This window comes from Pontibacter silvestris (assembly GCF_020907275.1).
Classification (GTDB): Bacteria; Bacteroidota; Bacteroidia; order Cytophagales; family Hymenobacteraceae; genus Pontibacter; species Pontibacter silvestris.
Map to the genome: position 1 here is coordinate 48,676 of NZ_JAJJWI010000016.1, position 26,731 is coordinate 75,406.

Genomic DNA, 26,731 nt, shown 5'->3' on the forward strand with positions numbered 1-26,731 from the left:
CAACTTTAAATCTTACTATGATGATTTCAACAGAGCAAATAGAACTGATTAAAGGCACAGTACCGGTACTAAGGGAGCATGGCGTTGCCCTGACCACACATTTTTACAGCCGTATGCTGAGCCATAACCCTGAACTGAAGAATGTGTTTAACCTTGGCAACCAGGGGAGCGGAAAACAGCAACTGTCGCTGGCAATGGCTGTGTTGGCTTATGCCGAACGTATAGAGGACCCTTCCGTCTTAGTCTCAGCCGTGACTAAGATTGGACATAAACACGTAAGCCTGGATATTCGTCCGGAGCACTACGCCATTGTGGGCAAGCACTTGCTTGCTTCAATAAGTGAGGTGTTGGGAGATGATTCTTTTCCTGAATTGATAGAGGCATGGGCCGTAGCCTATCAGCAGCTGGCAGACCTGATGGCCGGGCTTGAAAAGAACCTATACAGTGATGCAGTGGCTAAAGAAGGAGGCTGGACTGGTTGGCGTCCATTCATCGTGAAGCAGAAGGTTCAGGAGTCGGTGGAGATTGCTTCTTTCTACCTTTATCCTGCAGACGGAGGGAAGGTAGCTGACTTCCTTCCCGGACAATATCTGAGCGTGCGGCTCTTACTCCCGGAACTGAACCTGTTTCAGCCCCGCCAGTACAGCTTGTCCAGTGCCCCTAACGGTACATACTACCGCATCTCCGTTAAAAAAGAAGCTGGTAAAGACCCGCACCCGAGCGGCATGATCAGCAATAAGCTGCATGATGCGGTGCAGGAGGGTGATGTGATAGAAGTGGCCTGCCCGGCCGGTGACTTTACGCTTGACACCGGCAAGGAAACCCCAGTGGTACTGATAAGCGGCGGCGTAGGAGTAACACCACTGCTGAGCATGCTCGAGTACCTAATCGACACAGGAAGTAACAGAGAGGTTGTTTGGGTGCATGGCTGTAGAAACAGGAACGTGCATGCCTTCCAAGAACCTCTTACCAGCTTGGGAGCAAAACATGGAAAGCTACAGAAGCACATTTTCTATGATTCTCTGGATGAGCAGATGCAGGTGGAAGGATACTATGAAGGAATTGTTGATCTGAGCAGGTTAAAGGAGCAGGCTGTTTTACAGGATGCAGATTACTACCTTTGCGGCCCGGCTCCATTCATCAAAAAACAGTTTGAGGATTTAATAGCTATGGGAGTAAGCAAAGAAGCTATTCATTATGAGGAGTTCGGGCCAGCTAATCTGATCCTTTCCTAAGACTTGTATCATTAAGGTATGAAACTGAATCAATTCACCGATTTTGGCTTGCGAATATCTATGTACATGGCGCAAAAGCAGCTGTCAGGTACTGCCACCACTATTACCGAGCTGTCTGATAAATTTGGTATCTCCCGCAACCACTTGGTTAAAGTGGTTCAGTTTCTCTCTAACAAAGGCATAATTGCCGCCCAGCGCGGCAGGGGCGGGGGCTTGCGCCTTGGAGAGAGCGCTGCCAACATAAAAGTGGGGCAGCTAGTACAACTTCTGGAGCAAAGTGAGGGGCTGATCAACTGCCAATCGCCACATTGTGTGTTGGACGGGAGTTGCCTATTGAAGTTTGTGTTGGACAATGCTTACCGGGAGTTTATCGCCTACCTGGATAACTACTCCCTGCAGGATGTGACTGCAGGCAAGACAGGCTCTTTGCTCCAGCAACTCATGAACCGTAGCACCTCTCTGCCTGCAATTGATGCGGTTATTGGAGATACCATACCTGAAGATTAAGTCTGTTTCAATTTACCTGTGCTTTCTTTTAAATGTCCTTTTCCACTGTTGTTTTAGGTATGGCTGCGGACGCGATTATGTTGTTGTAGGGGGAGCAGAAGCTAAACAGCTGCCTTAGGAGCTAAGACTATGACCGTTGCTACCTTTTTACGGATTTTCTCAGACCCTGTATTGGCGATCAAAGCCATGGCTCCTCTTGTATGGTATAGGTTTTGGAGACCTTTATGAGTATGATAGACAATGATAATATACCTGAGAAAGAGACAGCAGTTCTGACATAGAAACAGAATGAGAGCAAAAGGACCTGCTGCAGGATAACATTCTAAAAGGAGCGGGAGCATCAACTCAACGAAAGACGAGCACTCCAGTAAAACCTCCAGTCTGCGACTAGTAAACCTGCTGTTTTGTTTTGTGGCTTTATTTTAGTCTCTTTGTACATGGCTGGGATCAATGATTTTTTAATAGTTATATTTTTAGTAAATCTATCACCTAATACAGAAACACCTGCGGCATGTTTATTTCCATAAGCTCCTTTGTTATTGCTAACGATATGGGTCCTGAAGTAAAAGAAGCATTCAGAAACAGGCCCCATTTGGTAGAAAATGCGGCTGGGTTCATTAAGTTACAGGTGTTAAGCCCACATGAAAATCCGAATGAGATCTGGTTAATGACTTACTGGACCGATGAAGAGAGTTTTCAGGTGTGGTATAAAAGCCACATGTATCATGACGTGCACAAAGGAATTCCAAAGGGACTTAAACTAGTGCCGGGTAGTGTACAAGTGCGTGGCTTTGAACATGTCGCCGAGTAAATAATTTTTTAATTTCTATATGATTTGACTTAAGCTGAATTAGCTAATCAAAGAGGAGTATTGACACTAGTGTATGTAATGGGGCAATATACCGTAGGTACACTAGTGTCAATATTAAGCCAGATAAAGTTTATTCTATAAATGAAGCGAACATGTAAAACTATGCGTGTGAGTTTCATATTCAAACAAAACCCCTTTAAGAGGAATATTAATACAGCCTCTTTGCCTGGCAGAAAGTAAGTTTTTAGAAAGTAGATTTACATATTTCTACCATTATTACACAACATTTTTCTCCTGTAAGAGTTTCTATAAATAAACTTGTTAATATGCTGCATGCATACTATTTTTGATGTAGCAGTGTGAGTAAAGGCTTAATCGTCTTCGTAGTCGAGGCCCATAAGCTTATTGTAAGCCTGCTGAAGTTCTGAGAAAGCATGTAAGTTACCTTCTTGGCGACTAATCTGCATTCCTTTTTTGTAGATGTGTTCCGCTTTTTCATTCTGCCCAAGCTCTTCGTAGAGTTTGCCAGCATGATAGTAAGTACCTACATAAGTTTCTTGTTCTGTAAGCAGCTTTTCATAATATTCCATCGCTTTTTGTTTATCAATATTACGATATTCTGTGGCGATGGCGTATAAAGTAAAAGCGTCGTTGGGATCCTCTTTAAGGAATTGTAAGAGTTGTTCTAATCTATTCTGAGACATTTCGATTTGCCTATATTTTAATTAACTTCGCACAAATTTAAAATTTTAAAAGCTAAGATTTCTAACTATGAAAATATTAGTTTGCATAAGTAACGTGCCGGATACTACCTCCAAGATTAATTTCGCGGCAGATAATAAAGAATTCGATAAAAATGGCGTACAATTCGTCATTAACCCATGGGATGAATATGCCCTGACAAGAGCTATTGAATTGAAAGAAGCTAAAGGAGGTTCGGTAACCGTAATAAACGTAGGAGAGGCTGATACAGAACCTAACATCCGTAAAGCACTTGCTATTGGTGCTGACGATGCCATACGTGTAAATGCTCATCCCAAAGATGCTTTTTTTGTAGCACAGCAAATAGCTGCTGTAGCGAAGGAAAATAATTACGATATAATCCTGATGGGCAAAGAGTCCATCGACTACAATGGCTCCCAGGTACACAACATGGTAGGAGAGTTGCTGAGTATTCCATCTGTAGTGCCAGCTTTTAAACTGGATATGGTAGATGATACCACGGCCCGCCTGGAGCGTGAAATTGAAGGTGGTAAGGAGGTAGTAGAAGTAAAACTACCTTTTGTTGCGAGCGCACAGCAACCTATGAGCGAACCTCGTATACCAAACATGCGCGGCATTATGACGGCTCGTACAAAACCTCTTCAAGTGGTGGAGCCAACAGGTGCTGAGGCTAAGTCTGCATATGTTAATTATAGTAAGCCTGAGAAAAAGGGTGGTGTTAAAATGATTGACGCAGAAAATGCCGGAGAATTAATTACATTGTTAAGAAACGAAGCTAAAGTACTATAAAGATATGTCTGTATTAGTATTTGTAGAAGGTCTGAACGGAGAGATCAAAAAGTCCTCACTAGAGGCTGCATCATACGGAAACCAGGTGGCAAAAGCACTTGGAACCTCTGCCACTGCCGTTGCTATTGGCGATGTAAAAGAAGAAGCACTTACCCAATTAGGAGCTCAAGGCATTAGTAAAGTTCTTTTCGATGGGGAGCAGCGGTTGAAACAGTTTGTAGCGGATGCTTATGTGAAGGTAATTGCCGCAGCCGTGCAGAAAGAAGATGCAAAAGTAGTTGTGTTTTCTAACTCTAACATTGGTGCTTCAGTAGGTGCTAAGCTGGCTGTTCGATTAAATGCATCATTAGCAACAAATGTTACCACACTGCCTAAAACAGAGGGTGCTGGCTTTACCGTTACACGTGGCGTGTTTTCAGGTAAGGCTTTTGCTGATGTAGCGCTTACATCTGATATTAAAATCGTAGCGATAAAGAAGAACTCTTTTGATATTAGCAGCGAAGGTACTGGGGCTGCTACTGTAGAAAGCTTTTCTGCAGGTTTAACAGATGCTGACTTTGCGCTGCTGCCAAAAGAAACCGTAATGCAGGATACCAGCGGTGGTGTGCTACTACAGGAAGCTGAAGTAGTGGTTTCTGGTGGACGTGGCTTGAAAGGACCTGAAAACTGGCATCTTATTGAAGATTTAGCCAAAGAACTTGGGGCGGCTACTGCTTGCTCTAAGCCTGTTTCAGATATGGACTGGAGGCCTCACCATGAGCACGTTGGGCAGACAGGTACTACCATCAGCCCTAACTTATACATCGCCGTAGGCATATCAGGAGCCATACAACATCTGGCAGGGGTTAACTCTTCTAAAGTTATTGTCGTTATTAATAAGGATTCTGAAGCACCGTTCTTCAAAGCCGCAGATTATGGTATTGTGGGCGATGCATTTGAAGTTGTTCCAAAATTAATAGAAGCTGCGAAAGCTTTAGACAAATAGATAGAAGGATAAAACTGTGGAGAAAATTCAGTTAGAGATACTCGGACTCTCATCCAGCCAGTCCCAAACGGGATCATTTGCCTTGGTTTTGGGCGAGAGAGAAGGAAATAGAAGATTGCCTATCATAATAGGCATGTTTGAGGCACAATCTATCGCTATACAGATCGAAAAGATTAACCCTAACCGCCCGCTTACACATGACTTGTTCAAAACATTTGCTGAACAGTTGAATGTAAGCATCTCTGAAATAGTGATTTCAGATTTAAAGGAAGGGGTTTTCTATTCGAAAATTATGTGTACCGATGGCGTGAAAGACTTTGAGCTTGATGCAAGGCCATCAGATGCTATTGCTATAGGCCTACGTTTTGGTGTACCGATTTATACAGTAGAGAGTGTGCTGTCAGAAGCCGGCATTATACTTAGCGACCTGGAAGAGGAGGAGGAAAGCGAAGACCTGACAGTTAAGAGCAGCTCAACATCTACTTCTGGTAGTGGTACAACTAAAGAGTCGCTTAGTCAGACATCAGTAGACGAACTCAATAAAATGTTGAACGATGCTCTGGAAAAGGAAGATTATGAGAAAGCCGCCAAAATTCGAGATGAGTTAAATAAAAGAAACTGATTTTAACAGGAAGTATATTTCTTAAAGTCCTGCACCCGATAGGTGCAGGACTTTTGTTTTATAAGATATTAGCTTTACTTTTGGCAAATTTGTCCCACAAACATGATTGATATTGTTAGAGGCCTTATTGGCTTGATAGCCATTATGGCTATTGCTTTCCTATTTTCCAAGAACAAAAAAGCGATAGATTGGAAGCTGGTAGGCTTCGGTGTTTTCCTTCAGATTTTATTCGGAGTTCTGGTTACACAGGTACCTTTGGTGGCAGACGCCTTTGCCTTTGTCAGCAAAATATTTGTTAAGTTATTGAGTTTCTCCCAAGCCGGGGCTGAGTTTTTGTTTGGCAACCTGGCTAATCCATCAAACAACAGTGGCTTAGGTTACATATTTGCGTTCTCTGTTCTTCCTACCATCATTTTCTTCTCCACAGTATCTGCAGGTTTATATTACCTTGGTGTTTTACAGAAATTCGTGTTTGGTATCGCCTGGATAATGTCTAAAGGAATGCGTCTTTCCGGAGCTGAGAGTTTATCAGCAGCAGGTAACATTTTCCTGGGGCAGACAGAAGCTCCTTTGCTGGTGCGTCCATTTATCAGCCGCATGACTAAATCGGAGTTAATGTGCCTTATGACAGGAGGAATGGCCACTTTAGCCGGAGGAGTACTGGCAGCTTATGTAGCCTTTTTAGGCGGTAGCGATGTAGAGCAACAGGCAATTTTTGCGGCTCATTTGCTAACAGCTTCTGTTATGAACGCTCCTGCAGGTATTGTATTGGCAAAGATACTGGTGCCCGAAACGGAGCCGGAAAAAATCAACACCCAGTTAGAAGTAAGTGAAGAGCAGTTGGGGGTAAACCTAGTAGATGCACTGTCCAGAGGTGCTGCCGATGGTCTTAAACTGGCAGCTAACGTGGGTGGTATGCTACTGGCCTTCATTGCCGTAATAGCCTTACTGAATTACATTCTGATTAAGATTGGTAGCCTGACAGGCCTGAATGATTTTGTTGTTAACAGCACAAGCGGGCAGTTCGATGGCTTTTCCTTTCAATATATTTTAGGACAGGTCTTCCGTATTTTTGCCTTTATAATGGGTGTGCCCTGGGAGGATACTTTACAGGTAGGTAGCTTGTTGGGCCAGAAGACAGCCGTTAATGAGTTTGTGGCTTACCTCGACCTTGCAAACATGAAAGCTGCTGGTACACTTAGCCCTAAATCATTAATAATGGCTACATATGCTTTATGTGGGTTTTCTAATTTCAGTTCTATCGCTATTCAAATTGGAGGTATCGGAAGCATGGCCCCGGATCAGCAAGGTAATTTATCTAAATTAGGTTTTCTGGCCTTATTAGGAGCCTCTCTGGCTTGTATGATGACAGCAACGGTAGCTGGGGTGTTATATATGTTCTAATACTTAAACTGAAGTCTCTAAACAAGAAGCGCCTGCTGTACAGCTACAGCAGGCGCTTCTTGTTTAGAGACTAAGAGTAAACCGGAACTTTATGGTTTGGTGAAGAAACTATTATTCTTTTTAACTAAACTCTATCGTCTCTTTCGTCTTCAACAGTTTTTGCATCACGCATCAGGCGGTTTGAGTAGATAAATTCCTTGAACTCCTTTACATCGGTATCCAGTATATTGTCGCTGGTGCCTTCCCAAAGTTTCTTGCCTTTATGCAGGAACATGATTTTATCTCCAATCTCCATTACAGAGTTCATATCGTGAGTTACAATAATGGTAGTAATGTCATATTCTTCTGTTATCTCTTTAATAAGATGATCTATAAGCAGAGAAGTCTGCGGATCCAGCCCTGAATTTGGTTCATCGCAAAAAAGGTAAGTACAATTAGGAGCAATAGCCCGGGCAATACCTACACGCTTTTTCATACCTCCGCTTATTTCAGAAGGCATTTTACTGTTTGCGTTTTCCAGCCCAACCCGTTGCAGGCAAAAATTAACACGGTCTTTACGGTCACTTTTGCTCATGTCGGTGAGCATTTTTAATGGAAACTCAATGTTCTCTTCTACAGTCATAGAGTCGAAGAGGGCGGAGCCCTGGAAAAGCATACCTATTTTACGGCGAATTTCCTGCCGGATATCCAGCTTATTGTTTGTAAAAAAAGTACCGTCAAAAGTAACGCTGCCAATATCAGGTTTTAGCAAACCAACGATGCATTTAAGCAGCACACTTTTTCCTGTACCACTGCCTCCAAGCAATAAATTAGTTTTACCAGTTTCAAACACGCCACTAATACCATCCAACACTTTTTTGCCGTTGAATGACTTATGTATATTGTGTATCTCTATCATGAACTATCTGTTTAAACTAACCTCCCTTACAACAAAAGATTGGCTAGTACGAAGTCTGCCACCAATATAGCGATTACACTGTCAGTTACGGCACCAGTGCTTGCCTCGCCTACCTCTAAAGCTCCACCTGAAGTGTTAAACCCTCTGAACGAGGAAATTGAGGAAATCAGGAATGCAAAAACAATTGACTTTATAAGGGCAAACCCAATATTGTAAGGAATAAAATCTGTTCTGATACCTGCAATATATTCCTGTGCAGTTATTTGGCCTGTAAGTGTACCTGCTAGAAAACCTCCTAAAATAGAAAGGAACATAGCAATAACAACTAGCATCGGGAACATGAATAAGGCAGCTAAGATTCTGGGTACCACCAGGTAAGAGGCCGCGTTTATTCCCATTACCTCCAGCGCGTCTACCTGTTCTGTAATTTGCATGGTACCTAAACCACTGGCCATGCTGGAGCCAACTTTACCGGCAAGCACTATTCCTATAACGGTAGGGGCAAACTCAAGTATAGTCATCTCCCGAACCATATAACCAATAGTAGAGCGGGGAATAAAGGCACTAACAAGGTTGTAAGATACCTGAACACAGGTTACTGCACCTATAAAGAAGGACACTACCCCTACTATAAAAACAGAATTAATACCTATAAGTATAGCTTCATCAAAAGCTTTATCAATAATAACCCTAACAGACTCCCCTCGTCTGACGAGGCTGAATAAAAAAAACAAATACTTTCCGAAGTGGTGTAACATAAAGGACTAATGAGCTAGTTATATAAGGGTATATGAACAAAAATACTGTTAAATACCTATATTACGTTTAAAATAACAAAACATATAAAACGATACATGTTTATGCAACGATACATTTTGGTTACAGGTGGTACAAAAGGAATAGGAAGAGCCGTTGTGGAACAATTTGCCAGGGAGGGCTTCCATATTATTACCTGTTCCCGAAACGAAAAGGATTTACAAAAGTTAAAGCTTGAGATAGAACAGGATTATACTTTTTCTAAAGTGTTTTACCAGGTGGCTGATCTGAGCGATAAAAAATCGATTGACTCGTTTGTAGAATATGTTCGTGGGTTAAATATAGAAGTAGATGTGCTGGTAAATAACAGTGGATGGTTTACTCCCGGCGAGATACACAAGGAGGATGATGAGGTACTGCCTTTTATGATTAATACGAATCTATACAGTGCCTATTATATGTCCAAAGCTTTTGTACATGATATGATTGAAAGGCGTTCAGGGCATATTTTTAATATGTGTTCTACGGCAAGTATCACAGCTTATACAAATGGTGGATCTTATTGCATCTCAAAGTTTGCGCTTTATGGTATGACAAAAGTACTCCGTGAGGAACTGAAAGAGCATAACGTGAAAGTAACTGCCATACTGCCAGGAGCTACTTATACAGCTAGTTGGGAAGGCGTGGACCTCCCTCCTGAGCGTTTTATGAAACCTGAAGATGTGGCTACGTCTATCTACGGAGCTTACAATTTATCAGCCAGTAGTGTAGTAGAGGAAATTCTGATAAGGCCGCAGTTGGGAGATTTGTAGTTTGCACCGCTTTTACACAAGAACAGTGCTTGTTAATGTTATAATCTATTATCTATGAAACAGCTTTCTTTAGTATTACTAGGTATGGCCTTGTCTGCATTTTCTTTCGGACAGAAACTGGAAGTTTCGGTACAGGTTAATGGTGGTCTTTCAAGGTTTGGAGGTGTAAGTGCGTCTAATTCTACGGTTCTGCAAATTTATTCTAGCAACACGCAAAATAGTGGGGCCATATCACCATATGGTAAAAGATTTAAATCTTCTTACGGTGCATCAGTGCAGTTTCAAAGGGTATCAAAAACTGACCTACTGCTGGGTTTGGAGGCGGGGGTAGAGTCTTTACAAAGCCGTGTGAATGTACGCGGTGTCTCTATTACTCCAGCTATTAATACTAGCTCCTTAGGCTATAGGCAGGCCTCCGGACAATCTGATCTTAGAAATGACTTCATTAATCTGCAGCCATTCATAGGTAAAAGATTAAAAGCCGGAACGTTTGACTTAGATGTTACCATCGGTTCAGATATAGGAATTGGTCTGAACAGTAAGGAAGAAGGAACGGCTACCGATATACAGGGAGAGCAGCATAAAACCAGCCTGGAGTTGAACAATCAATCTGTAGATATAAGACCTAGAGTAGGGGTAACTGCAAATTACCAAAGGGTTGGCCTATCGGCCAGCTATGCAAATGGGCTTGTTAACTATGTGAATGGGTATTCTAACGGAGCAAAAATGGAAGTCTATTCCAGGGTTTTCAGGCTTGGAGTACTTTACCGGCTGACCAAATAGAAGAAGTGTTTTAGCATAACATGATATAAGAATGGCTATAGAACTCTGCTAAACATGCAGCATAAGAGGTTCTACCTCTTATGCCTAAAGCGAGGCATAAGAAACAAAAACAGTCTGGCTCGGCTTTTGTAGCTTTGTGATTAAATTGAAAGGATTTAAGACGATAAGCTTAATCTTTTTTAGAGGTAAGTCATAAGTCCTTTATCTTTTATGTTTTAGATGTCTGTTGAAGTAAAAAACTTATCAAAAATATTCGGTTCGCAGCGTGCTGTGGATGATATTTCTTTTACAGTAGAGCAGGGGCAGATTCTGGGGTTTCTGGGGCCAAATGGTGCCGGAAAGTCTACGACTATGAAAATAGCTACCTGCTATCTGCCACCCACTGCCGGAACAATAGAGGTAAATGGCTATGATGTGGTGCAGAACCCTATGGCTGTTCGCCGCAGTGTTGGATATCTGCCGGAGCACAACCCGCTTTACCTGGACATGTACGTGCATGAATATCTACAGTTTGTTGCCTCAGTGTATGGCCTGAAAGGAAAGCTGGCAAAAGTGCGTGTACAGGAAATGGTAGAGCTGTGCGGCCTGACGCAGGAGCAAAGTAAGAAGATTGGGGCTCTGTCTAAAGGATACCGTCAACGGGTAGGGCTGGCACAGGCATTGGTACATGACCCAAAGGTGCTTATTTTAGATGAACCAACTACTGGCCTTGATCCAAACCAGATTGTCGAAATCAGGGCACTGATCAAACGTATCGGGCAGGATAAAACAGTGATCTTTTCTACGCACATTATGCAGGAGGTTGCTGCTATATGTGATAGAGTTGTAATTGTAAACAGGGGAAAGTTAGTTGCCAATAGTGATGTAACCAGCTTACAGGCTGCTAACCGTAGCGAGAAAGTAACCTTAGTAGATTTTGAGCAACCAGTAGAGGTGGAGGCTTTGCAGACTATTACTGGTGTTCTAAGCGTTAGCTTAGCCCAAGGTAATACTTACCGAGTTATTTCTGATAAAGATGCAGATATACGATCTTCTGTCTTTCGAATAGCAGCCGAACGAAACTGGCCGCTGGTAGGTCTGCGACAGGAAGAAAACTCTCTTGAAAAGATATTTCAGCAACTTACGAAGAATTAAGAATCAGAAATTGTGCTTTATAAATTGAGAGCTGACTTTTGCTATATACTGTTTGGCCTAAAGCTTAATTTATAAATCATGATTCGTAATTAAAAGGATGTTATCAATACTTAAAAAAGAATTTAACGGCTTTCTTAACTCACTGATTGCCTACATTGTAATTGCGGTATTCCTGATCGCAATCGGCATGTTCATGTGGGTGTTTCCCGAGAGCAGTGTACTGGAGTATGGCTATGCTGATATGCAGACGCTGTTTAACATGGCTCCCTGGTTATTCCTGTTTCTGATTCCTGCCATTACCATGCGCACCTTTGCCGAAGAGAAGCGGGAGGGAACCATAGAGTTACTGCTTACCAAGCCTCTGACAGATATTCAGCTTATACTGGGGAAGTTTTTCGCGGCCTTGCTGCTGGCATTGTTTGCGCTGTTGCCTACCTTGCTCTACTACTATACGGTTTATGAACTGGGAGCGCCACAAGGCAATGTTGATTCTGCCGCAGTAGTAGGGTCTTATATCGGATTGATTTTCTTAGCAGGAGTGTTTTCTGCTATTGGAGTTTTTGCCTCATCCATATCTGATAACCAGATTATTTCCTTTGTAATCGCAGTACTCCTTTGCTACATCGTGTACGCAGGTTTTGATTTGATTGCTTCTATTCCAGGGGTGGGCAGTTACGGCTACCTGATTAGCCAGTTAGGCATTTCCTATCACTATAGCGCCATCAGCAAAGGCCTAATTGATTCACGGGATTTGCTATATTTTATTAGCGTAATAGCCATAATGGTTTTAGCTACAAGACTTGTTTTGAGGAGCAGAAAATGGTAACAACACCGCAAGAGCAGAACAAGAGCAAGCGTAGCAACGATATAATTCGCTTTGTTTGTTGGGTTGGAGCCATTATTCTGTTTAATGTACTGGCTGCCACTTATTTCTTACGTTTAGATTTAACGGAGGATAAACGTTATACCATTGCACCAGTAACCAAACAGATGCTGGGTAACCTGCAGGATGAGGTAGTGGTGGATGTATACCTGGAAGGTGACTTTCCGGCAGGTTTTAAACGCTTGCAGCAATCGGTGAGGGAGACTTTGGATGAGTTCCGCATTTATGCTGGAGGCAATATCCGTTATAACTTTATTAACCCGAACGATATTTCTGATGAGAAACAACGGACGGAGTTTTACCAGACTTTGGCGCAGAAAGGCATACAGCCAACCAATTTAAGAGCATCGGAAGAAGGAAAGCAGGTAGAACGCCTGGTATTTCCAGGTGCAGTAATCAGATATAAAGGCAAAGAGGCTGCCGTTAATCTACTGAAGGGGAATCTTGCAGCCTCTTCAGAAGTACGCCTTAACCAATCAGTAGAGGGTGTAGAGTATGAATTGGCTAATGCTATTCGAAAAGTTGCTTTCCAGGGAAACAAGATTATTGGTTACATAACCGGGCAGGGAGAGTTGGAAATGCAGCAGGTTACAGATTTACTAGGCTCATTGCAGGAGTATTATCGTGTGGCTCGTGGTGAGCTTTCGCAAATACCGTCACTTGAGGGTTTAGATTTAGTTGTTGTTGCCAAACCTACTTCTGCCTTTTCAGAAGCTGATAAATTTAAAATTGATCAGTTTGTTATGAATGGAGGTAAAGCTGTGTTTTTTGTAGATGCCCTTAATGCCAATATGGATAGTATAGGTGCAGGAGGGATGTTTGCTGTACCTTACAACCTGAACCTCGATGACCTGCTGTTCCGCTATGGTGTGCGCCTGAACCAGACAATGGTTATGGATCTTAACTCCGGGTTTATACCTATGGTAACAGGTTATATGGGCGAGCAGCCTCAGACCGAAATGATGAACTGGCGTTTTTACCCGCTTCTTAATACTTTCAGTAAGCACCCTATTACCAGGAACCTGGATGCTGTGTATGCCAGGTTTATAGGAACCATGGATACAGTTAAAGCGGATGGAGTTCTTAAGACACCTTTGATTTATACGTCTGCTTATTCCCGTATTATGCAGGCACCTGTTCCGTTAACGCTTGAAGAAGCCCGCATGGAAGTAAACCCGGAACAGTACCAGGCAGGGCAACAGCCTGTGGGGTTTTTGCTAGAAGGTGGATTTACTTCCTTGTTTAAAAACCGCAGGGCACCGGCAGGAATACAGGGCAACAAAGTAAAAGAGGAGGGAATACCTACAAAAATTGCGGTGTTTTCTGATGGTGACCTCGTGAGGAATGAAGTAAATCCGCGTACAGGGCAGGCTTACGAGCTTGGCTTCGACCGATACAATAACATTACCTTTGCTAACAGAGAACTGGCGATGAACACGATACATTACCTCCTGGATTCAGAGGGTCTCATTAATGTCAGAAGCAAAGAGGTTCAATTAAGGCCTCTGGACAGGGTGCGGGTGAGGGAGGAAAAAACGTACTGGCAGTTGCTGAACCTGATGGCTCCGATTGTACTATTGGTGGTATTTGGAGTTATCCGGTATTACATGCGCAAGCAAAAGTATGAGCGTTTCTAAAATTATCTGCCTATAACACAGGCAAACATGAAAAAGGACTGCCGGAAGAGATAGCATAAATGGGAAAAATTTATAACTTTGTCCTAATAACATTATAGATATTCATAATGAAGTTTATCGTCTCTTCTTCTGCGCTGTTAAAGCAGTTATCCAGCATAAATGGTGTAGTTACCAATAATCCGGTGGTACCTATACTGGAGAACTTTCTATTCGAAATAAATAACAGTGTTCTTACCATCACTGCCAGTGACCTTGAAACATCTATGATCACAGAGCTGCAGGTGGAAGCAAAAGAAAACGGCCGTATTGCCGCTCCTGCGAGAATATTGCTTGATACGCTGAAAAACCTGCCTGACCAGCCGGTAACTTTCACGATAGACGAAGAGACTTATACTATTGAAATCAGTTCTTCAAACGGTCGGTATAAATTATCCGGAGAGAATGCTACCGATTTCCCTCGTGTGCCTGTAGTACAAGGTGGTAATGCTATTGAGATTCCTTCTAATGTACTTTCCAGAGCCATCAACAAAACAATTTTTGCTGTAAGTAACGACGAACTTCGTCCGGCTATGACAGGTATCTTTGTGCAGCTTCGCTCTGATAACGTAACTTTTGTGGCTACTGACGGACACCGCCTGCTACGTTACCGCCGGACAGATATCGCCACCAGCCAAGAAGCTTCCTTGATCATTCCTCGCAAAGCTTTTACCTTATTAAAGTCAACTTTGCCAGCTGAGGCTACTGCTGTTCGTGTAGAGTTTAACCAGTCAAACGCATTCTTCAGCTTCGACAATATCCGAATGATCTGCCGTCTGATTGATGAGCGCTACCCGGATTATGAGAATGTGATACCAGTTCAGAATCCAAATAAGTTAGTTATTGACCGAGCTGCCTTGCTAAGTTCTGTTCGTCGTATCTCAATTTACTCAAACAAAACAACACACCAGATACGCCTGAAACTGACTGGTTCTGAGTTACAGGTATCTGCTGAAGATCTGGATTTTTCTAACGAGGCAAATGAGCGCCTTACCTGCCAGTACGAAGGAGAGGATATGGAAATAGGTTTTAATGCTAAGTTCCTTCTTGAGATGCTCAATAACATCGATTCTGATGAAATTACCTTCGAGCTATCTACTCCGAACCGTGCAGGTCTGTTGATGCCAATTGTTAATGAAGACAACGAAAATGTTCTGATGCTGGTAATGCCAGTAATGCTGAACAATTATGTGTAAATAAATTCTTTCTACATACCAGAAAAGGCGAGCCTGCAAGCTCGCCTTTTCTGTTTCACAGTCACAGTTGATTATATTAAGATCAGCAATTTAAAAAGCAGGAATTTCTTAATTGACTTTTTCTTAAAAGCAGTCTTTTAAAACATAGAATCCTCAGCCTGCATAGAAAAAGCTTAGCCTCTCTTAAAATTTAGTTGACTCCAGTATACAGGAACAAGAACTGTAATTTTCACCTATAAAAGGTTATTAGCTATTAAATGTGCAGTTTCTATCATTACTCTCTAAAAGTTAAGTAGTTAGCAAAGAACAGAGCTTATTAAGTACCAGTAGCTATACATGATTGATATCAATTAAGTATAGCTACTGTAATTGGCGCTTTCTGTTTTGTAGCTTAATATATACAGGAAAATGATCGCTATAGCCGCTCATGTAGGTAGCCCCTGAAAAAGTAGGTTTAGGAGTGTTTTTATACTTCCCAAATAAGAACTTTATCTCATTGGTGGCATGAATAGTAGCTGATCCTCTAACGTATTGTAAGCTACTTCCGTCTACTAATGATTTTGAAATTAAAATCTGGTCAAGCATTTCAAAACTACCTCTGTTAAGGTAGCTTCCTGTGCCCTGCACATCATAAATGTAAAACGGGTTAAAAAGCTCCTTATTATAGTAAGGGTTTGGCCTACCTGTAGCATTAAGTACATCTTTCAGTATGTTGGCGCTCGGTTCTGCATCAAAATCACCCATTACAATAATTTTAGCATCTTTGTTTACAGCCTGCTGGGCATCTATCTGCTTTCTTAGCTCGGTAGCTGCTGCTCGCAAGCGACGCTCCCCCTCAAAGCTGTTCCGGTATTTCGGAGGCCAGTGGTTTACGTAAACAGTAATTTCTTCTCCCTGCAATACTCCTTTTACCTTCAGAATTCCCCTCGACTTAAAGCTGGCACCTGGGAAGTTGATACTAATATTTTCTTGAGAAGTTAAACTGAAAAATTTAGGTCTGTAAAGCAGGGCTACATCAAGGCCCTGTGGGTCTTCTGATTCATAATGGATAATGCCATACTTATTTTTCAACAAAGCTTCAGAATTAACCAGGTCCCGCAGTACCTGGTGGTTTTCTACTTCACTTAAACCTATAAGTACAGGACCTTCTTTATCTCCCATTGTGGCTATGACAGATGCTAAGTGCTCTAACTTAACTTGGTAACGCTCTTCATCCCATTGCATGGCTCCACTAGGGGTAAAGGCATCATCGTTTGCAGAAGGTGAGTTATTGATATCATAGAGCCGCTCCGTGTTATAAAAAGCTACAGTATGCAGCCTTCCTTTTTTTGAGGAAGTAGTGCTTGTGGCACAGCCAGTAAGGGTAAGAATTGTAAAAAGCAGGAAGAGAGTTTTAATTCCGTGACGCATCGTGTAACTTTGTACCTTATATATATACTTACACATATTACGAGGTTTCTATACTATAAAGTTTAATTAATTAGATAATGAAGAAGTCAGAGATATATTTTAGCATTGCCCTGGATGATAATCGTGTACCTGAAGCTATTAGCTGGCGTGCGACCGATGCAGGAGAGAAGATTCATTTTGCAAAAGCCATTAATATTTCACTGTGGGATCGTGATGAAGCAGGCACAATGAAAATTGACCTCTGGACAAAAGATATGCCGGTAGATGAGATGAAGTATTTCTATATAGATACCATTGGTGCCATGGCTCAAAGTGTAGCTACTGCCACAAATGACACTGTAATGGCTCAGAAAATGCGTGCTCTTTGCGAAGACCTGATGAAGCATGTAGAAGAAGATCGTCAGAAAAATGGTTAGTAGCACCTTATAAAAACAGGAAAGCCCTTCCTCAAAAGGAAGGGCTTTCCTGTTTTTATAAGTAACTGAATTTTAGTTTGCTTTAGGTGAATTAGCGTTTGTATCTGCTAAAGTAGTGATGCTAGTTAGACTAGTTCCTGTTTCTTTATTTGTTTTATCTGCATTTACTACAAACTCTCTGTCAAGATTGTTGTATTGATTTCTGGCGCCGAAGTAACGGTTATACTGGACAATGCTTAATACGTTTTCCAGCTCACGGTCACGTTCAGCACAAATGCCTTTGCAGAGCTCATCAATCTTAGCTTGGTTACCTGCATATTGCTGCTCTACAGCAAGCATTTTAGTGGCCTTATCAAAGTTAATTTCTTGTATTTTTTTAGTCTGATAATTATTCAGCGCTAAATCTCGAATCATTTGGTTTGATAGGTTTGTTGCTCTTTCCTGTGCATTGATGGGATTATTCTGGGCAGCAGTAGTAAATACAAATCCAAACATTAAGCATGTGATTACCAATAGTGTCTTCATAGTTTACCTTTCTATAGTTTTAAGTGAGTTGTTTGCGTGTCTATAAGTATAACATAGCATACTAGCAAAAAATTCCATTCCTTACCCATTTCCATATATATAAATAACATTGTACAAGATTGTTTACTTAACCCAACATCCTTTTTACAGGTCAAAATAGGTTATTCAGACATTATGATGGGCTAACCCGGAGTATTTCCGTATCTGTAATAACAAGCACAGTATTTATCATCAAATATTTAGAAAGCAGCTTATGTAAATTTCTCTTTAGGTTTTATTGAGGATTGAATACAGAAGATGAAAAGTAAATTTTTTTTAACATAAATTAAGTTAAATGGCGCGATCTATAAGTATCACTTCACCCTATGATAAGACAGATGAGATTTTGAAGAACTTGGAGAATATGGATGGCATTATGCAGTTGCAAGTAATACAGAATGCTTCTGTTAAACCACCCGGAGATGTCATAACGGTTGTTACACCTAACAAGCATCTTCAGAAGCTGATGAGAGTGCTTGACGGAGTTGGCTTAGGTAAAAAAGACGGGATTTCTATATTATCCAGCGAGCCAGATAGCTTTATACCCACTAGTTCTTCATTCACTGTTTATCGTGACGATAATGAGTCTACCTGGGAAGAGATGGAAATGATCATTAGTAATGATAGTAATACAACTATTAATACATTGATTATCATGACAATATCAGGAGCACTGGCTACCATTGGTATAGCTACTAACTCTATTCATTTAGTTATAGGAGGAATGTTAGTTGCGCCTGGTTTTATGCCCATTCTTAGAGTTTCACTAGGTATTGTTTCCAGGTACGAGAGGTGGCACTATGGTATTTGGGACACTTTAAAAGCATATGTAACCTTAATATTAAGTGCTGCGGTCACGGCTGTTATTCTTGCTTCGCTGAACTATAGCCCAATGGTAGGGGCTACCAGTTATTATATCCCTGATAAGGAACTGCTAGAATATTGGACTACATTTACTTTCCCGTCTGTGTTAGCCTCTGCAGTGGCCAGTGTGGCAGGTGCTATTTTAGTAGCAACTAATAAATCTGTGTTTACATCTGGTGTAATGATCGGTTTAGCTTTAGTGCCTTCTGCTGCAATAATTGGTATAGGTTTAGTGAATGAAGATTTTACTCTTGCAGGTAGGGCTTTTCTACGGTTTATTGTAGATATTGCGCTGGTTTTCGTACTGCCCTTGCTGTACCTCTACTGGGAGCGTTCCCGTTCACACAAACGTGACACAAGTGTGTAAAAACTTTAATATCTAGGTGGGAGTTATATGTATGTTTCAGAATGATCCAGTAAGTTGGGGGTGGTTAAATAAAAGCTATTATAGCTCTTCCTCTTCTTGGGAGTGTCAGTTCTCATAAATAACAAAGCCCAATAACTAAAGTTATTGGGCTTTGTTATGATCTTTTACCATTCATTCTTCCACATCATAGACTCTACCGGAGTAATGGTGCGCTTGTTGTACTTGGCGTTAGGCTTTTTATTATAGTAGTTTTCAATCCCACCACTTACTTCAAAGTAAATAAGCTGGCCAATAGGCATGTTGTAATATACTCTTACTGGTTGAGATACCGATATTTCTAATGTCCAGGTATTACAGAAGCCTACATCGCCTTTACCGGCTGTGGCATGTATGTCTATTCCTAAACGGCCTACACTGGATTTTCCTTCCAGGAAAGGAACATGTGCGTGTGTTTCAGTATACTCTTTTGTTACCCCCAGGTAAAGTGTGCCAGGGCGTAGCACAAAACCCTCTTCCGGAATCTCAAACACATCAATCTCATTATGTTTACGAGCATCAAGTACCTCATCGCGGTAGTTAGCCAGGTATCGTCCTAAGTGTACATCATAGGAGTTAGTACCAAGGCCGGCTCTATCAAAAGGCTCAATCAGGATGTTCCCTTTCTCAATCTCCTCTAAAATCTGCTTATCTGTAAGTATCATGGTGTAGGCTAAAAAACTGACTGTAAAAGTAAGCAAATATGGGAATATGAGCTAATTATCTTATTTTAATGATTCGAAGGAATGAGAGCCTGTTTTAAAGTTATCTGATAAGTTCTTCATAATAAGCGGCGACACTTACACTAGCCTGGTATTTATTATATGAAGAACTTATGAGACATTAATGACTGACAGACCTTGAAAAAACATTTATGATGATTACACCGGCTATGATTAAAAGCATACCAAGCAGGGCTGCAGTATCAAGCTGCTGGTTATAAAACACAACACCGACTAAGGATACCAGGATAATACCTACGCCTGACCATAATGCATAAGCTATACCGACAGGTAATACTCTCAAGGCTAGGCTTAACATGTAAAATGCAATAGCATAACCAACAACAACAATAATGCTTGGTGTTAACTTTGTAAATTGTTCTGAGGCTTTTAATGCACTAGTCGCAATTACTTCTGAAATAATAGCTAATAAAAGATAAACATAATGCATGGCAGAGGCAGCTTCAGTCAGTTACAGGATTACATTCTCTAATGGCTTATTCCTCATGTGCTTCCTTCAGGGCTTCATAATTAGCCTGTAAGAATTTTTCTACCAACTCATCTGTAATAGCTGTAGAAACAAATAGTGCTTCAAACTGAGATGGAGCAAGGTAAACACCACGCTGTAACATTGCATTAAAGTAGCGGCCGAACAAGGCTGTATCTGAGGTTTTAGCACTTTCAAAATCTACCACCGGCTGCTCTGTAAAGAAGATGCTGAACATAGAGCCTACCTGATTTATGGTATAATTCAGCCCTAATTTCTGCATGTTCTGCTTTATCCCGTTAACAATTTTCGTGGTTGTTTTTTCAAGCCTTTCATATACTTCAGGGTGGTTGTCCAGGTGCCGAAGCATAGCCATACCAGCTGCCATCGCGATAGGATTTCCTGATAATGTCCCTGCTTGATAAACAGGTCCGGCAGGTGCCACAAAATCCATAATCTCCGATTTGCCTCCATAGGCGCCAACAGGCATACCTCCACCTATGATTTTACCTAAGGTGGTCATGTCAGGGGTTACATTAAACAACTGCTGTGCACCACCAGGAGCCAGACGGAAGCCTGTCATCACTTCGTCAAAAATAAGTACAATGTTTTCCTGGTCACAAAGCTCACGCAGCCCTTTCAGGAACTCTTGTTTCGGTAGCACCAGACCCATGTTTCCTGCTACAGGCTCTAAAATAATAGCGGCAACTTGGTCTTTATTAGCAACTAGAAGATCTTTAACAGCTTCCAGGTCATTATAAGGGGCCGTAAGCGTATCAGCAGCTACACCTTGGGTTACACCTGGGCTATCTGGTACGCCAAGTGTAATAGCACCACTACCGGCAGCTATCAGAAAAGAATCGCCATGCCCGTGGTAGCAGCCTTCGAACTTAATAATCTTACTGCGGCCTGTGTATCCTCTGGCTACACGAATAGCCGACATCGTAGCCTCAGTACCTGAGTTAACCATTCGTACCTTCTCAATGCCAGGAACCATGCTTACAATCAATTCTGCAATTTCTATTTCGCGTCGGGTAGGGGCACCGAAAGATAAAGAGTTCGGAATAGCAGCTTGTACGGCATCCTGCACTATTTCAGCCGCATGGCCTAAAATCATAGGGCCCCAGGAGTTGATGAACTCAATGAAACGGTTTCCGTCTTCGTCGAACATATAGGCTCCTTTGGCAGATACCATAAAACGAGGATTTCCTCCAACGGCCCTGAAGGCACGTACTGGTGAGTTTACACCACCCGGAATACTATGTTTGGCACGTTCGAAAAGCTCGTTGCTATTGGTTGCTTGTATCATGGAATAGAAAGTCGATGTTGTGTGGTTAAAAAATAGGATTTACTACTGTTAGCTGCAGGTTTTCAAGTTTTGTAATAGGTACATACTGGTTATCCTGATGCATTTCGTTACGCATGCTGGTATCGTTGTACCCAATGCCTGGGTAAAATACACCAGGCTGTACGCCTGCCGCTGGTAAGGCCTGATTAAAGTTAGCCCCATAGTTCTGAAGTGCCATTCCGAAGTAGTAAAGCATTTCGAAACCGGAATAGGCATAAACAGACGGTGGCAGGTTATACTTGCTTATGTACTGCTTTCTGAACCAATTGTTGGCTGGGTTAAGCTTATTAAAATATTTAGGGCTAACAAAGTACACCTCCAGGTCATCTAACTGCCGCAATGTAATCTGGTTTATGTCCAGCCACTTTTCGTACGTAAGCAGCGGTAGCATTCTGGATTTACTCTGCAACAAGCTGGTAGCATTTACAGCCGCCGTCATCTTATCAGAGAAAACTGCCATATGACCAACTTCTTCTAACTTCAGGTCTTTAAAGGTCTGAGCCGTAACAGAGGCCTCGTTAGAACTTATCTTCTTATATACTTTTACTTTACCTCCAAGCTTTATGTATTGCTGGCGGTAATGGTAGGCAAAAGTCGTGTCGTCTTTGGTATTCTCATAAAGAATGACGGCTGTTTTGGGTGAAAAGTTCTGGTAAGCGTACGCTGCCGCCTGCCGCGCTTGTGTTGCCACAGATGACTCAAACAGGAACACATTTTCACTGCTAGCCATTTGAGCATCCTGTGACAGGGGGTTGATAACTGTTACATTATTTTCTGTTGCAAACCTGGCGGCAACCTTAGCAGTCGATTTATAAACAGGACCAATAATCAGGTCCATTTGCTTTATTTCAGGAAGGTTAAGTATTCGTTTAGTGGACGAGGTGTCTGCTCCGACATCATAACTAAACAGTTTGACCTGAATACCTTGTGTCAGCAAAGAGTCCTGCGCCAGCTGCATGCCCGCATATAAGTCGGTTACAAATTGGTTTTTACGGGCAGTCTGCATAAGGTCCTGGTTCAGCTGAAAGGGGAGAAGTACAGCTACATTAAAACCCAGGTTGTTAAACGCATCCTTGCTAAGGTAACGGCTGCGATCGAGGTTAAACCGGGTAACAATATTTTCGAGTGTTTGCCTGTCTTGTTTTTTGTACCAGCCGCCAAGAAGTTTATCAGCATATACCTGTGCAATGGTTTTATCGTTCCAGTATCGCTCTAACAGCAGTTCATATGTAGTTCTGTCTGTTAACCTGTTAAGGTAATATCGCTTTAAACTTTCTGCGTCAGACTCAAGTGCTGAGCCTTTTAATTCCTGCAGTTTACTTAAAGCATGATCATATTCTCCTTGCTCAAAAAGGACATTTGCGAGCAGGTAATCGGCTTCAGGCATGCCAGACCATTGAGCGTGCTGGTTCTGTAACTGTACCAGCATCTGGTACGCTTCCTGCAGTTTATTTGCTTTTAAAGCAGCTAAAGAATAAAAGTAAGAGGCCTCAGGTGCATAAGCATTGTCAGGCGATGCGTTTGTGAGCGGCAACAGTTCATTCATTGCCAAATCATAACGCTGTTGCTCCATTAGCGTTTTGCCATTCCGATACTGCACCTCATTACTTTGCTGGGCCTGAACAGGTAGGGCAAGTGTGCCGGCTACTATTATTCCTGCCATGTGCTTCCAAAAGCTTCTCTTCATTTTATTATTGGTATAAAACATAAGACACAGGACTATTATAACTGTAGTATAAAAGCCTTGTGTCTTGCCTCCTGAATTTGTGTTCTTAAAATTTATTCCCACTCAATTGTGGCTGGTGGTTTAGAGCTAATGTCATACACCACGCGGTTAACTCCTTTAACTTTGTTGATGATCTCACTGGAAACGTCAGCCAGGAACTCATAAGGCAATCGGCACCAGTCTGCAGTCATACCGTCTACACTGGTTACGGCTCTAAGCGCTACTACACTTTCATACGTTCGCTCATCGCCCATTACACCCACCGATTGTACGGGGGTCAGGATAGCACCGGCTTGCCATACTTCGTCGTATAAACCTGTTTTTTTAAGGTTGCTGATGAAGATATGATCCACTTGCTGCAAAATGTGTACCTTTTCCGGTGTTATGTCACCTAAAATACGAATGGCCAGCCCAGGACCAGGGAATGGATGACGTCCGATAATGGTTTCATCAATTTGTAAGGTCTTACCTACTAAACGTACTTCGTCTTTAAACAATGTCTTCAGAGGCTCCACCACCTTCAGTTTCATATAATCTGGAAGACCTCCAACGTTGTGGTGCGACTTAATAGTGGCAGACGGGCCTTTTACGCTAATAGACTCAATAACGTCTGGGTAAATGGTACCTTGGGCTAGCCATTTTACATCCTCAATCAGGTGCGCCTCATCGTCAAACACTTCTATAAATATACGCCCGATAGCTTTACGCTTCAGCTCAGGATCACTAATGCCGGCGAGAGCAGCATAAAATTTATCTTTTGCATTAACGCCTTTTACATTAAGGCCCATATGTTTATATGAGTCCAATACTGTTTCGAACTCATCTTTGCGCAATAAACCGTTGTCTACAAAAATACAGTATAGGTTTTTACCAATTGCCTGATGAATCAGCATAGCAGCTACGCTGGAGTCTACTCCACCTGAAAGGCCAAGCACCACCTTGTCGTTCCCGATAGTTTGCTGTAGTTCTGCTACGGTGTTTTCTATAAATTGCTCTGATGTCCAGTCCTGCTCACATTCACAAATGTGCACTACAAAGTTGCGGAGCAGGGTCTTTCCTTCTGCCGAATGCGTAACCTCAGGGTGGAACTGAATCCCGTATGTTTCCTGGTCACGTAGTTTATATGCGGCAACACGCACACTTTCTGTACTGGCGATTACCTCAATATTATCAGGAATTTCCTTGATGGTGTCACCATGAGACATCCACACAACAGAACCCAGCGTCAGTTCTTTCAGCAGGCGGTTTGAATTGTGTATTTCTGTTAAGCGGGCACGACCGTACTCCCTGATAGTAGAAGGCGTTACCTCGCTGGCATGCTCATAAGCTATAAGCTGGGCTCCGTAACACACACCCAACACCGGCAACTTGCCAAGGTACTGGCTCAAGTCAATGGTGGGGTGCTCCTGATCACGCACCGAGCAAGGGCTGCCTGACAAGATGATGCCCTTTACATCTTCTGTAAGAGCTGGCACATTGTTGTAAGGGTGTATTTCGCAATAAACATTAAGCTCACGTACCCTTCTGGCTATAAGCTGGGTAAACTGGGAGCCAAAGTCGAGAATGAGAATTTTTTCTGGCATGTGCAAAATTAAGGCTCTTTTACAGTTTTTACTAACTTCTTTAAGATGATTTTGTAAATAGGGAGAATAAATTCAAGTCACTTAACAAGATGTTCTCTAACAGTATTGTCATATACTTTTATCGATTGTAAATTCTTTCAGAACGAAACAATGTTTTAAAAGCCAGTTGGAGTTCTTTCTTTTTATTAACCGTATTTAATCATTCATATAAGTACTTTTACTATTCAATTAAGCGTAACTACATGTTGTCTAAGGCGTATTCTTTTAAGCTATGAATAAAGATGAATTAGATATAACAAACTGGGAGCGTATCCTTATTGGAGAAGTGCCTCTGGAATTCATGCTCGAATCATTTTTCCGGACAATTATCATTTTCCTGTTCCTGATATTTATTCTGAGGATGCTCGGAAAGCGTATGAACGCACAGTTAACATTAACTGAAATGGCAATAATGTTGACACTCGGTGCTATAGTTTCACCAGCTATGCAGATACCTGATCGTGGTTTGCTACCGGCATTTGTTAGCCTAACAGTTTTACTGTTTCTTCAACAGGGGCTGGGGATGTTGTCGTTCAGGCATAGAAAGGTAGAGGTTGTAACGCAGGGTGATGTTAGTTTGATGGTGAGAAATGGTGTTTTAGTCTTGGAGGAAATGGGTAAATCCCGCGTATCCAGAGAGCAGCTTTTCGGGGTTCTACGCACACATAAAATCAGGCACTTAGGAGAAATAAAGAGGGTATACTTAGAGTCGGGAGGCTTCTTTAGTGTTTTCAAAAGGGCTGAACCCAAGCCAGGGTTAAGCATTATTCCAGGGCGGGATCATCAGCTTCCACAGCCTGTAGACAAAGAACTTGAAAACTTGGTCTGCAAGAAATGTGGAAATCTTGTGGCTTATGATGAAAATTACATAAACAAACCATGTAACCTTTGCCAGTATCAGGAATGGACCAACCCAACGTTAAGCTAGTACATTAACATGAAACCAGAAGATATACAAATTACCGATTGGTTAAGGATATTATTAGGTGAAGTTCCCTGGTCTTTTCTCATAGAAGTAGTTATTAGAGTCCTCTTCATTTTCTTTATCCTCATTTTTTCAATGCGGGTTATGGGGAAGAGGATGGCTGCCCAACTGACACGCATGGAGATGGCTTCTCTGGTATCCATGGCCGCTGCAATAGGGGTGCCCATGGCTGATCCAACAAGGGGCTTACTTCCCATCGTTATTATTGCAGTTGTGGTTATTGGAGTACAGTATATTGTCTCTTTGAGATCAGCGAATGATACTAATTTTGAAAGTACCATTCTTGATGATATGGACATAATTGTAAAAGACGGTGTTTTAAACCTAAATAACATGGAAAAAACCAGACTTACCAGAGAGCGTTTGTTTGCTGAATTAAGGAGCGAGGAGATCGGAAACCTGGGCAGAGCAGAAAGGGTGTATATTGAAGCAAATGGTTCTTTTACAGTTTATACATTTAAGCATCCAAGACCTGGGCTTTCTATCATTCCACGCTGGGATAGCGAATTTTTTGAGGAGCAGTCTCTTGCAAAAGATGCTTTTGCCTGTTGCAGCTGTGGTGATGTCGTTATGGCACAGGAGCGACCTGTACTTCCTTGTGCACGTTGCTCAAGTAAGGATTGGGCACAGGCCGTGTGTGCATAGTTCTTAGAAACTTGCTGCATTTAGTTCAACCTCGCAATAATGGATTGGGAAATAAAGGGTAACACTACTTGTTTAATCAGGTACCAAAATAAAAAATAAATTTTCAGGCATAAGTTTGGGTTGAACAAAAAGTTTACTACTTTTGTATCGGCAAATCGGCACGGCCAGCTCCCGCCAAACTCCCCCAGGACCGGAAGGTAGCAAGGGTAGGCGGTCGTAGCGGCGCGATGTTGGTTTGCCACTTTTTTTTGCCCTGCCTTTTAAATGTATATTTTACATTTATTATTCCAAATAAACCTCATATTCTTTTCAGATTCGGAATAATACA

27 protein-coding genes and 1 other RNA gene are annotated in these 26,731 nt (G+C 41.9%); 18 read left to right on the forward strand and 10 right to left on the reverse strand.

What is annotated here, in order from left to right; all coding sequences use genetic code 11:
* The first annotated feature begins 17 nt into the window (after positions 1-17).
* From hmpA to LN995_RS14905, 3 genes are all read left to right on the forward strand, one after another.
* Positions 18-1,235, forward strand: coding sequence for an NO-inducible flavohemoprotein (gene hmpA / locus LN995_RS14895; RefSeq protein WP_229961878.1), 1,218 nt, complete (start codon positions 18-20; stop codon positions 1,233-1,235).
* 18 nt (positions 1,236-1,253) lie between these two features.
* Entirely contained in the window at positions 1,254-1,742 is a 489-nt protein-coding gene (locus LN995_RS14900) for an Rrf2 family transcriptional regulator (RefSeq protein ID WP_229961879.1), read from the forward strand.
* Between the two features lie 511 nt (positions 1,743-2,253).
* Positions 2,254-2,553, forward strand: a complete 300-nt coding sequence (locus tag LN995_RS14905) for an antibiotic biosynthesis monooxygenase family protein (RefSeq protein WP_229961880.1) — start codon at positions 2,254-2,256, stop codon at positions 2,551-2,553.
* Positions 2,554-2,924: 371 nt separating this feature from the next.
* On the opposite strand, the gene LN995_RS14910 is transcribed toward LN995_RS14905, so the two are convergent.
* The gene (locus LN995_RS14910; protein ID WP_229961881.1) at positions 2,925-3,257 is read right to left on the reverse strand and encodes a tetratricopeptide repeat protein; all 333 of its coding nucleotides are present in this window, start codon (positions 3,255-3,257) and stop codon (positions 2,925-2,927) included.
* A gap of 67 nt (positions 3,258-3,324) precedes the next feature.
* On the opposite strand from LN995_RS14910, the gene LN995_RS14915 reads away from it, so the two are divergent.
* The 4 genes from LN995_RS14915 to LN995_RS14930 all read left to right on the forward strand — a co-directional run bounded on the left by LN995_RS14915 (position 3,325) and on the right by LN995_RS14930 (position 7,076).
* Positions 3,325-4,065 (forward strand): electron transfer flavoprotein subunit beta/FixA family protein, encoded by a 741-nt coding sequence (locus LN995_RS14915; RefSeq protein ID WP_229961882.1) that lies wholly within the window; start codon positions 3,325-3,327, stop codon positions 4,063-4,065.
* 4 nt (positions 4,066-4,069) lie between these two features.
* Positions 4,070-5,050: an electron transfer flavoprotein subunit alpha/FixB family protein gene (locus LN995_RS14920; protein WP_229961883.1), complete on the forward strand. Its 981-nt coding sequence runs from the start codon at positions 4,070-4,072 to the stop codon at positions 5,048-5,050.
* A 16-nt stretch (positions 5,051-5,066) separates the two neighbouring features.
* Positions 5,067-5,672 (forward strand): bifunctional nuclease family protein, encoded by a 606-nt coding sequence (locus LN995_RS14925; RefSeq protein ID WP_229961884.1) that lies wholly within the window; start codon positions 5,067-5,069, stop codon positions 5,670-5,672.
* Between the two features lie 105 nt (positions 5,673-5,777).
* Positions 5,778-7,076, forward strand: coding sequence for a NupC/NupG family nucleoside CNT transporter (locus tag LN995_RS14930; protein WP_229961943.1), 1,299 nt, complete (start codon positions 5,778-5,780; stop codon positions 7,074-7,076).
* A gap of 124 nt (positions 7,077-7,200) precedes the next feature.
* On the opposite strand, the gene LN995_RS14935 is transcribed toward LN995_RS14930, so the two are convergent.
* The gene (locus LN995_RS14935; protein WP_229961885.1) at positions 7,201-7,974 is read right to left on the reverse strand and encodes an ABC transporter ATP-binding protein; all 774 of its coding nucleotides are present in this window, start codon (positions 7,972-7,974) and stop codon (positions 7,201-7,203) included.
* 26 nt (positions 7,975-8,000) lie between these two features.
* The gene (locus tag LN995_RS14940) at positions 8,001-8,732 is read right to left on the reverse strand and encodes an MlaE family ABC transporter permease (protein ID WP_229961886.1); all 732 of its coding nucleotides are present in this window, start codon (positions 8,730-8,732) and stop codon (positions 8,001-8,003) included.
* Between the two features lie 102 nt (positions 8,733-8,834).
* Between LN995_RS14940 and LN995_RS14945 the strand changes: the two genes are divergently transcribed.
* The 6 genes from LN995_RS14945 to dnaN all read left to right on the forward strand — a co-directional run bounded on the left by LN995_RS14945 (position 8,835) and on the right by dnaN (position 15,211).
* Positions 8,835-9,542: an SDR family NAD(P)-dependent oxidoreductase gene (locus LN995_RS14945; protein WP_229961887.1), complete on the forward strand. Its 708-nt coding sequence runs from the start codon at positions 8,835-8,837 to the stop codon at positions 9,540-9,542.
* 54 nt (positions 9,543-9,596) lie between these two features.
* A complete protein-coding gene (locus LN995_RS14950; protein WP_229961888.1) occupies positions 9,597-10,325 on the forward strand; it encodes a hypothetical protein in 729 nt (242 codons plus the stop codon).
* A 219-nt stretch (positions 10,326-10,544) separates the two neighbouring features.
* Complete coding sequence (gldA, locus tag LN995_RS14955; protein ID WP_229961889.1) at positions 10,545-11,459, forward strand: gliding motility-associated ABC transporter ATP-binding subunit GldA; 915 nt, start codon at positions 10,545-10,547, stop codon at positions 11,457-11,459.
* Positions 11,460-11,556: 97 nt separating this feature from the next.
* Positions 11,557-12,285 (forward strand): gliding motility-associated ABC transporter permease subunit GldF, encoded by a 729-nt coding sequence (gene gldF, locus LN995_RS14960; protein WP_229961890.1) that lies wholly within the window; start codon positions 11,557-11,559, stop codon positions 12,283-12,285.
* Positions 12,279-13,979 carry a gliding motility-associated ABC transporter substrate-binding protein GldG gene (gene gldG / locus LN995_RS14965; RefSeq protein ID WP_229961891.1) on the forward strand — a complete coding sequence of 567 codons (1,701 nt, stop codon included), beginning with the start codon at positions 12,279-12,281 and terminating at the stop codon, positions 13,977-13,979. Before gldF ends, gldG begins: the two co-directional genes overlap by 7 nt.
* Before the next feature lie 107 nt (positions 13,980-14,086).
* Positions 14,087-15,211, forward strand: a complete 1,125-nt coding sequence (dnaN, locus tag LN995_RS14970) for a DNA polymerase III subunit beta (RefSeq protein ID WP_229961892.1) — start codon at positions 14,087-14,089, stop codon at positions 15,209-15,211.
* A 360-nt stretch (positions 15,212-15,571) separates the two neighbouring features.
* Here the strand turns inward: dnaN and LN995_RS14975 are convergent, their stop codons facing one another.
* Positions 15,572-16,657, reverse strand: coding sequence for an endonuclease/exonuclease/phosphatase family protein (locus LN995_RS14975; protein WP_229961893.1), 1,086 nt, complete (start codon positions 16,655-16,657; stop codon positions 15,572-15,574).
* 41 nt (positions 16,658-16,698) lie between these two features.
* On the opposite strand from LN995_RS14975, the gene gldC reads away from it, so the two are divergent.
* The gene (gene gldC / locus LN995_RS14980; RefSeq protein WP_229961894.1) at positions 16,699-17,037 is read left to right on the forward strand and encodes a gliding motility protein GldC; all 339 of its coding nucleotides are present in this window, start codon (positions 16,699-16,701) and stop codon (positions 17,035-17,037) included.
* A 72-nt stretch (positions 17,038-17,109) separates the two neighbouring features.
* Here the strand turns inward: gldC and LN995_RS14985 are convergent, their stop codons facing one another.
* Positions 17,110-17,562, reverse strand: coding sequence for a hypothetical protein (locus LN995_RS14985; protein ID WP_229961895.1), 453 nt, complete (start codon positions 17,560-17,562; stop codon positions 17,110-17,112).
* A 334-nt stretch (positions 17,563-17,896) separates the two neighbouring features.
* Between LN995_RS14985 and LN995_RS14990 the strand changes: the two genes are divergently transcribed.
* Positions 17,897-18,832 (forward strand): DUF389 domain-containing protein, encoded by a 936-nt coding sequence (locus LN995_RS14990; protein ID WP_229961896.1) that lies wholly within the window; start codon positions 17,897-17,899, stop codon positions 18,830-18,832.
* A 164-nt stretch (positions 18,833-18,996) separates the two neighbouring features.
* Here the strand turns inward: LN995_RS14990 and dcd are convergent, their stop codons facing one another.
* The 5 genes from dcd to guaA all read right to left on the reverse strand — a co-directional run bounded on the left by dcd (position 18,997) and on the right by guaA (position 24,734).
* The gene (gene dcd / locus LN995_RS14995) at positions 18,997-19,533 is read right to left on the reverse strand and encodes a dCTP deaminase (RefSeq protein ID WP_229961897.1); all 537 of its coding nucleotides are present in this window, start codon (positions 19,531-19,533) and stop codon (positions 18,997-18,999) included.
* Between the two features lie 178 nt (positions 19,534-19,711).
* Positions 19,712-20,041: a DMT family transporter gene (locus LN995_RS15000; protein ID WP_229961898.1), complete on the reverse strand. Its 330-nt coding sequence runs from the start codon at positions 20,039-20,041 to the stop codon at positions 19,712-19,714.
* 46 nt (positions 20,042-20,087) lie between these two features.
* Entirely contained in the window at positions 20,088-21,386 is a 1,299-nt protein-coding gene (hemL, locus tag LN995_RS15005) for a glutamate-1-semialdehyde 2,1-aminomutase (protein WP_229961899.1), read from the reverse strand.
* A 25-nt stretch (positions 21,387-21,411) separates the two neighbouring features.
* Positions 21,412-23,088, reverse strand: coding sequence for an ABC transporter substrate-binding protein (locus LN995_RS15010; RefSeq protein ID WP_229961900.1), 1,677 nt, complete (start codon positions 23,086-23,088; stop codon positions 21,412-21,414).
* Between the two features lie 116 nt (positions 23,089-23,204).
* Complete coding sequence (gene guaA, locus LN995_RS15015; protein WP_229961901.1) at positions 23,205-24,734, reverse strand: glutamine-hydrolyzing GMP synthase; 1,530 nt, start codon at positions 24,732-24,734, stop codon at positions 23,205-23,207.
* Between the two features lie 271 nt (positions 24,735-25,005).
* Here guaA and LN995_RS15020 point away from each other — a divergent pair, with 271 nt between their 5' ends.
* The 3 genes from LN995_RS15020 to ffs all read left to right on the forward strand — a co-directional run bounded on the left by LN995_RS15020 (position 25,006) and on the right by ffs (position 26,648).
* Positions 25,006-25,701 (forward strand): DUF421 domain-containing protein, encoded by a 696-nt coding sequence (locus LN995_RS15020; protein WP_229961902.1) that lies wholly within the window; start codon positions 25,006-25,008, stop codon positions 25,699-25,701.
* Positions 25,702-25,710: 9 nt separating this feature from the next.
* Positions 25,711-26,403, forward strand: a complete 693-nt coding sequence (locus LN995_RS15025; RefSeq protein ID WP_229961903.1) for a DUF421 domain-containing protein — start codon at positions 25,711-25,713, stop codon at positions 26,401-26,403.
* 147 nt (positions 26,404-26,550) lie between these two features.
* Positions 26,551-26,648, forward strand: an RNA gene (gene ffs / locus LN995_RS15030) — signal recognition particle sRNA small type.
* Positions 26,649-26,731 lie beyond the last annotated feature (83 nt).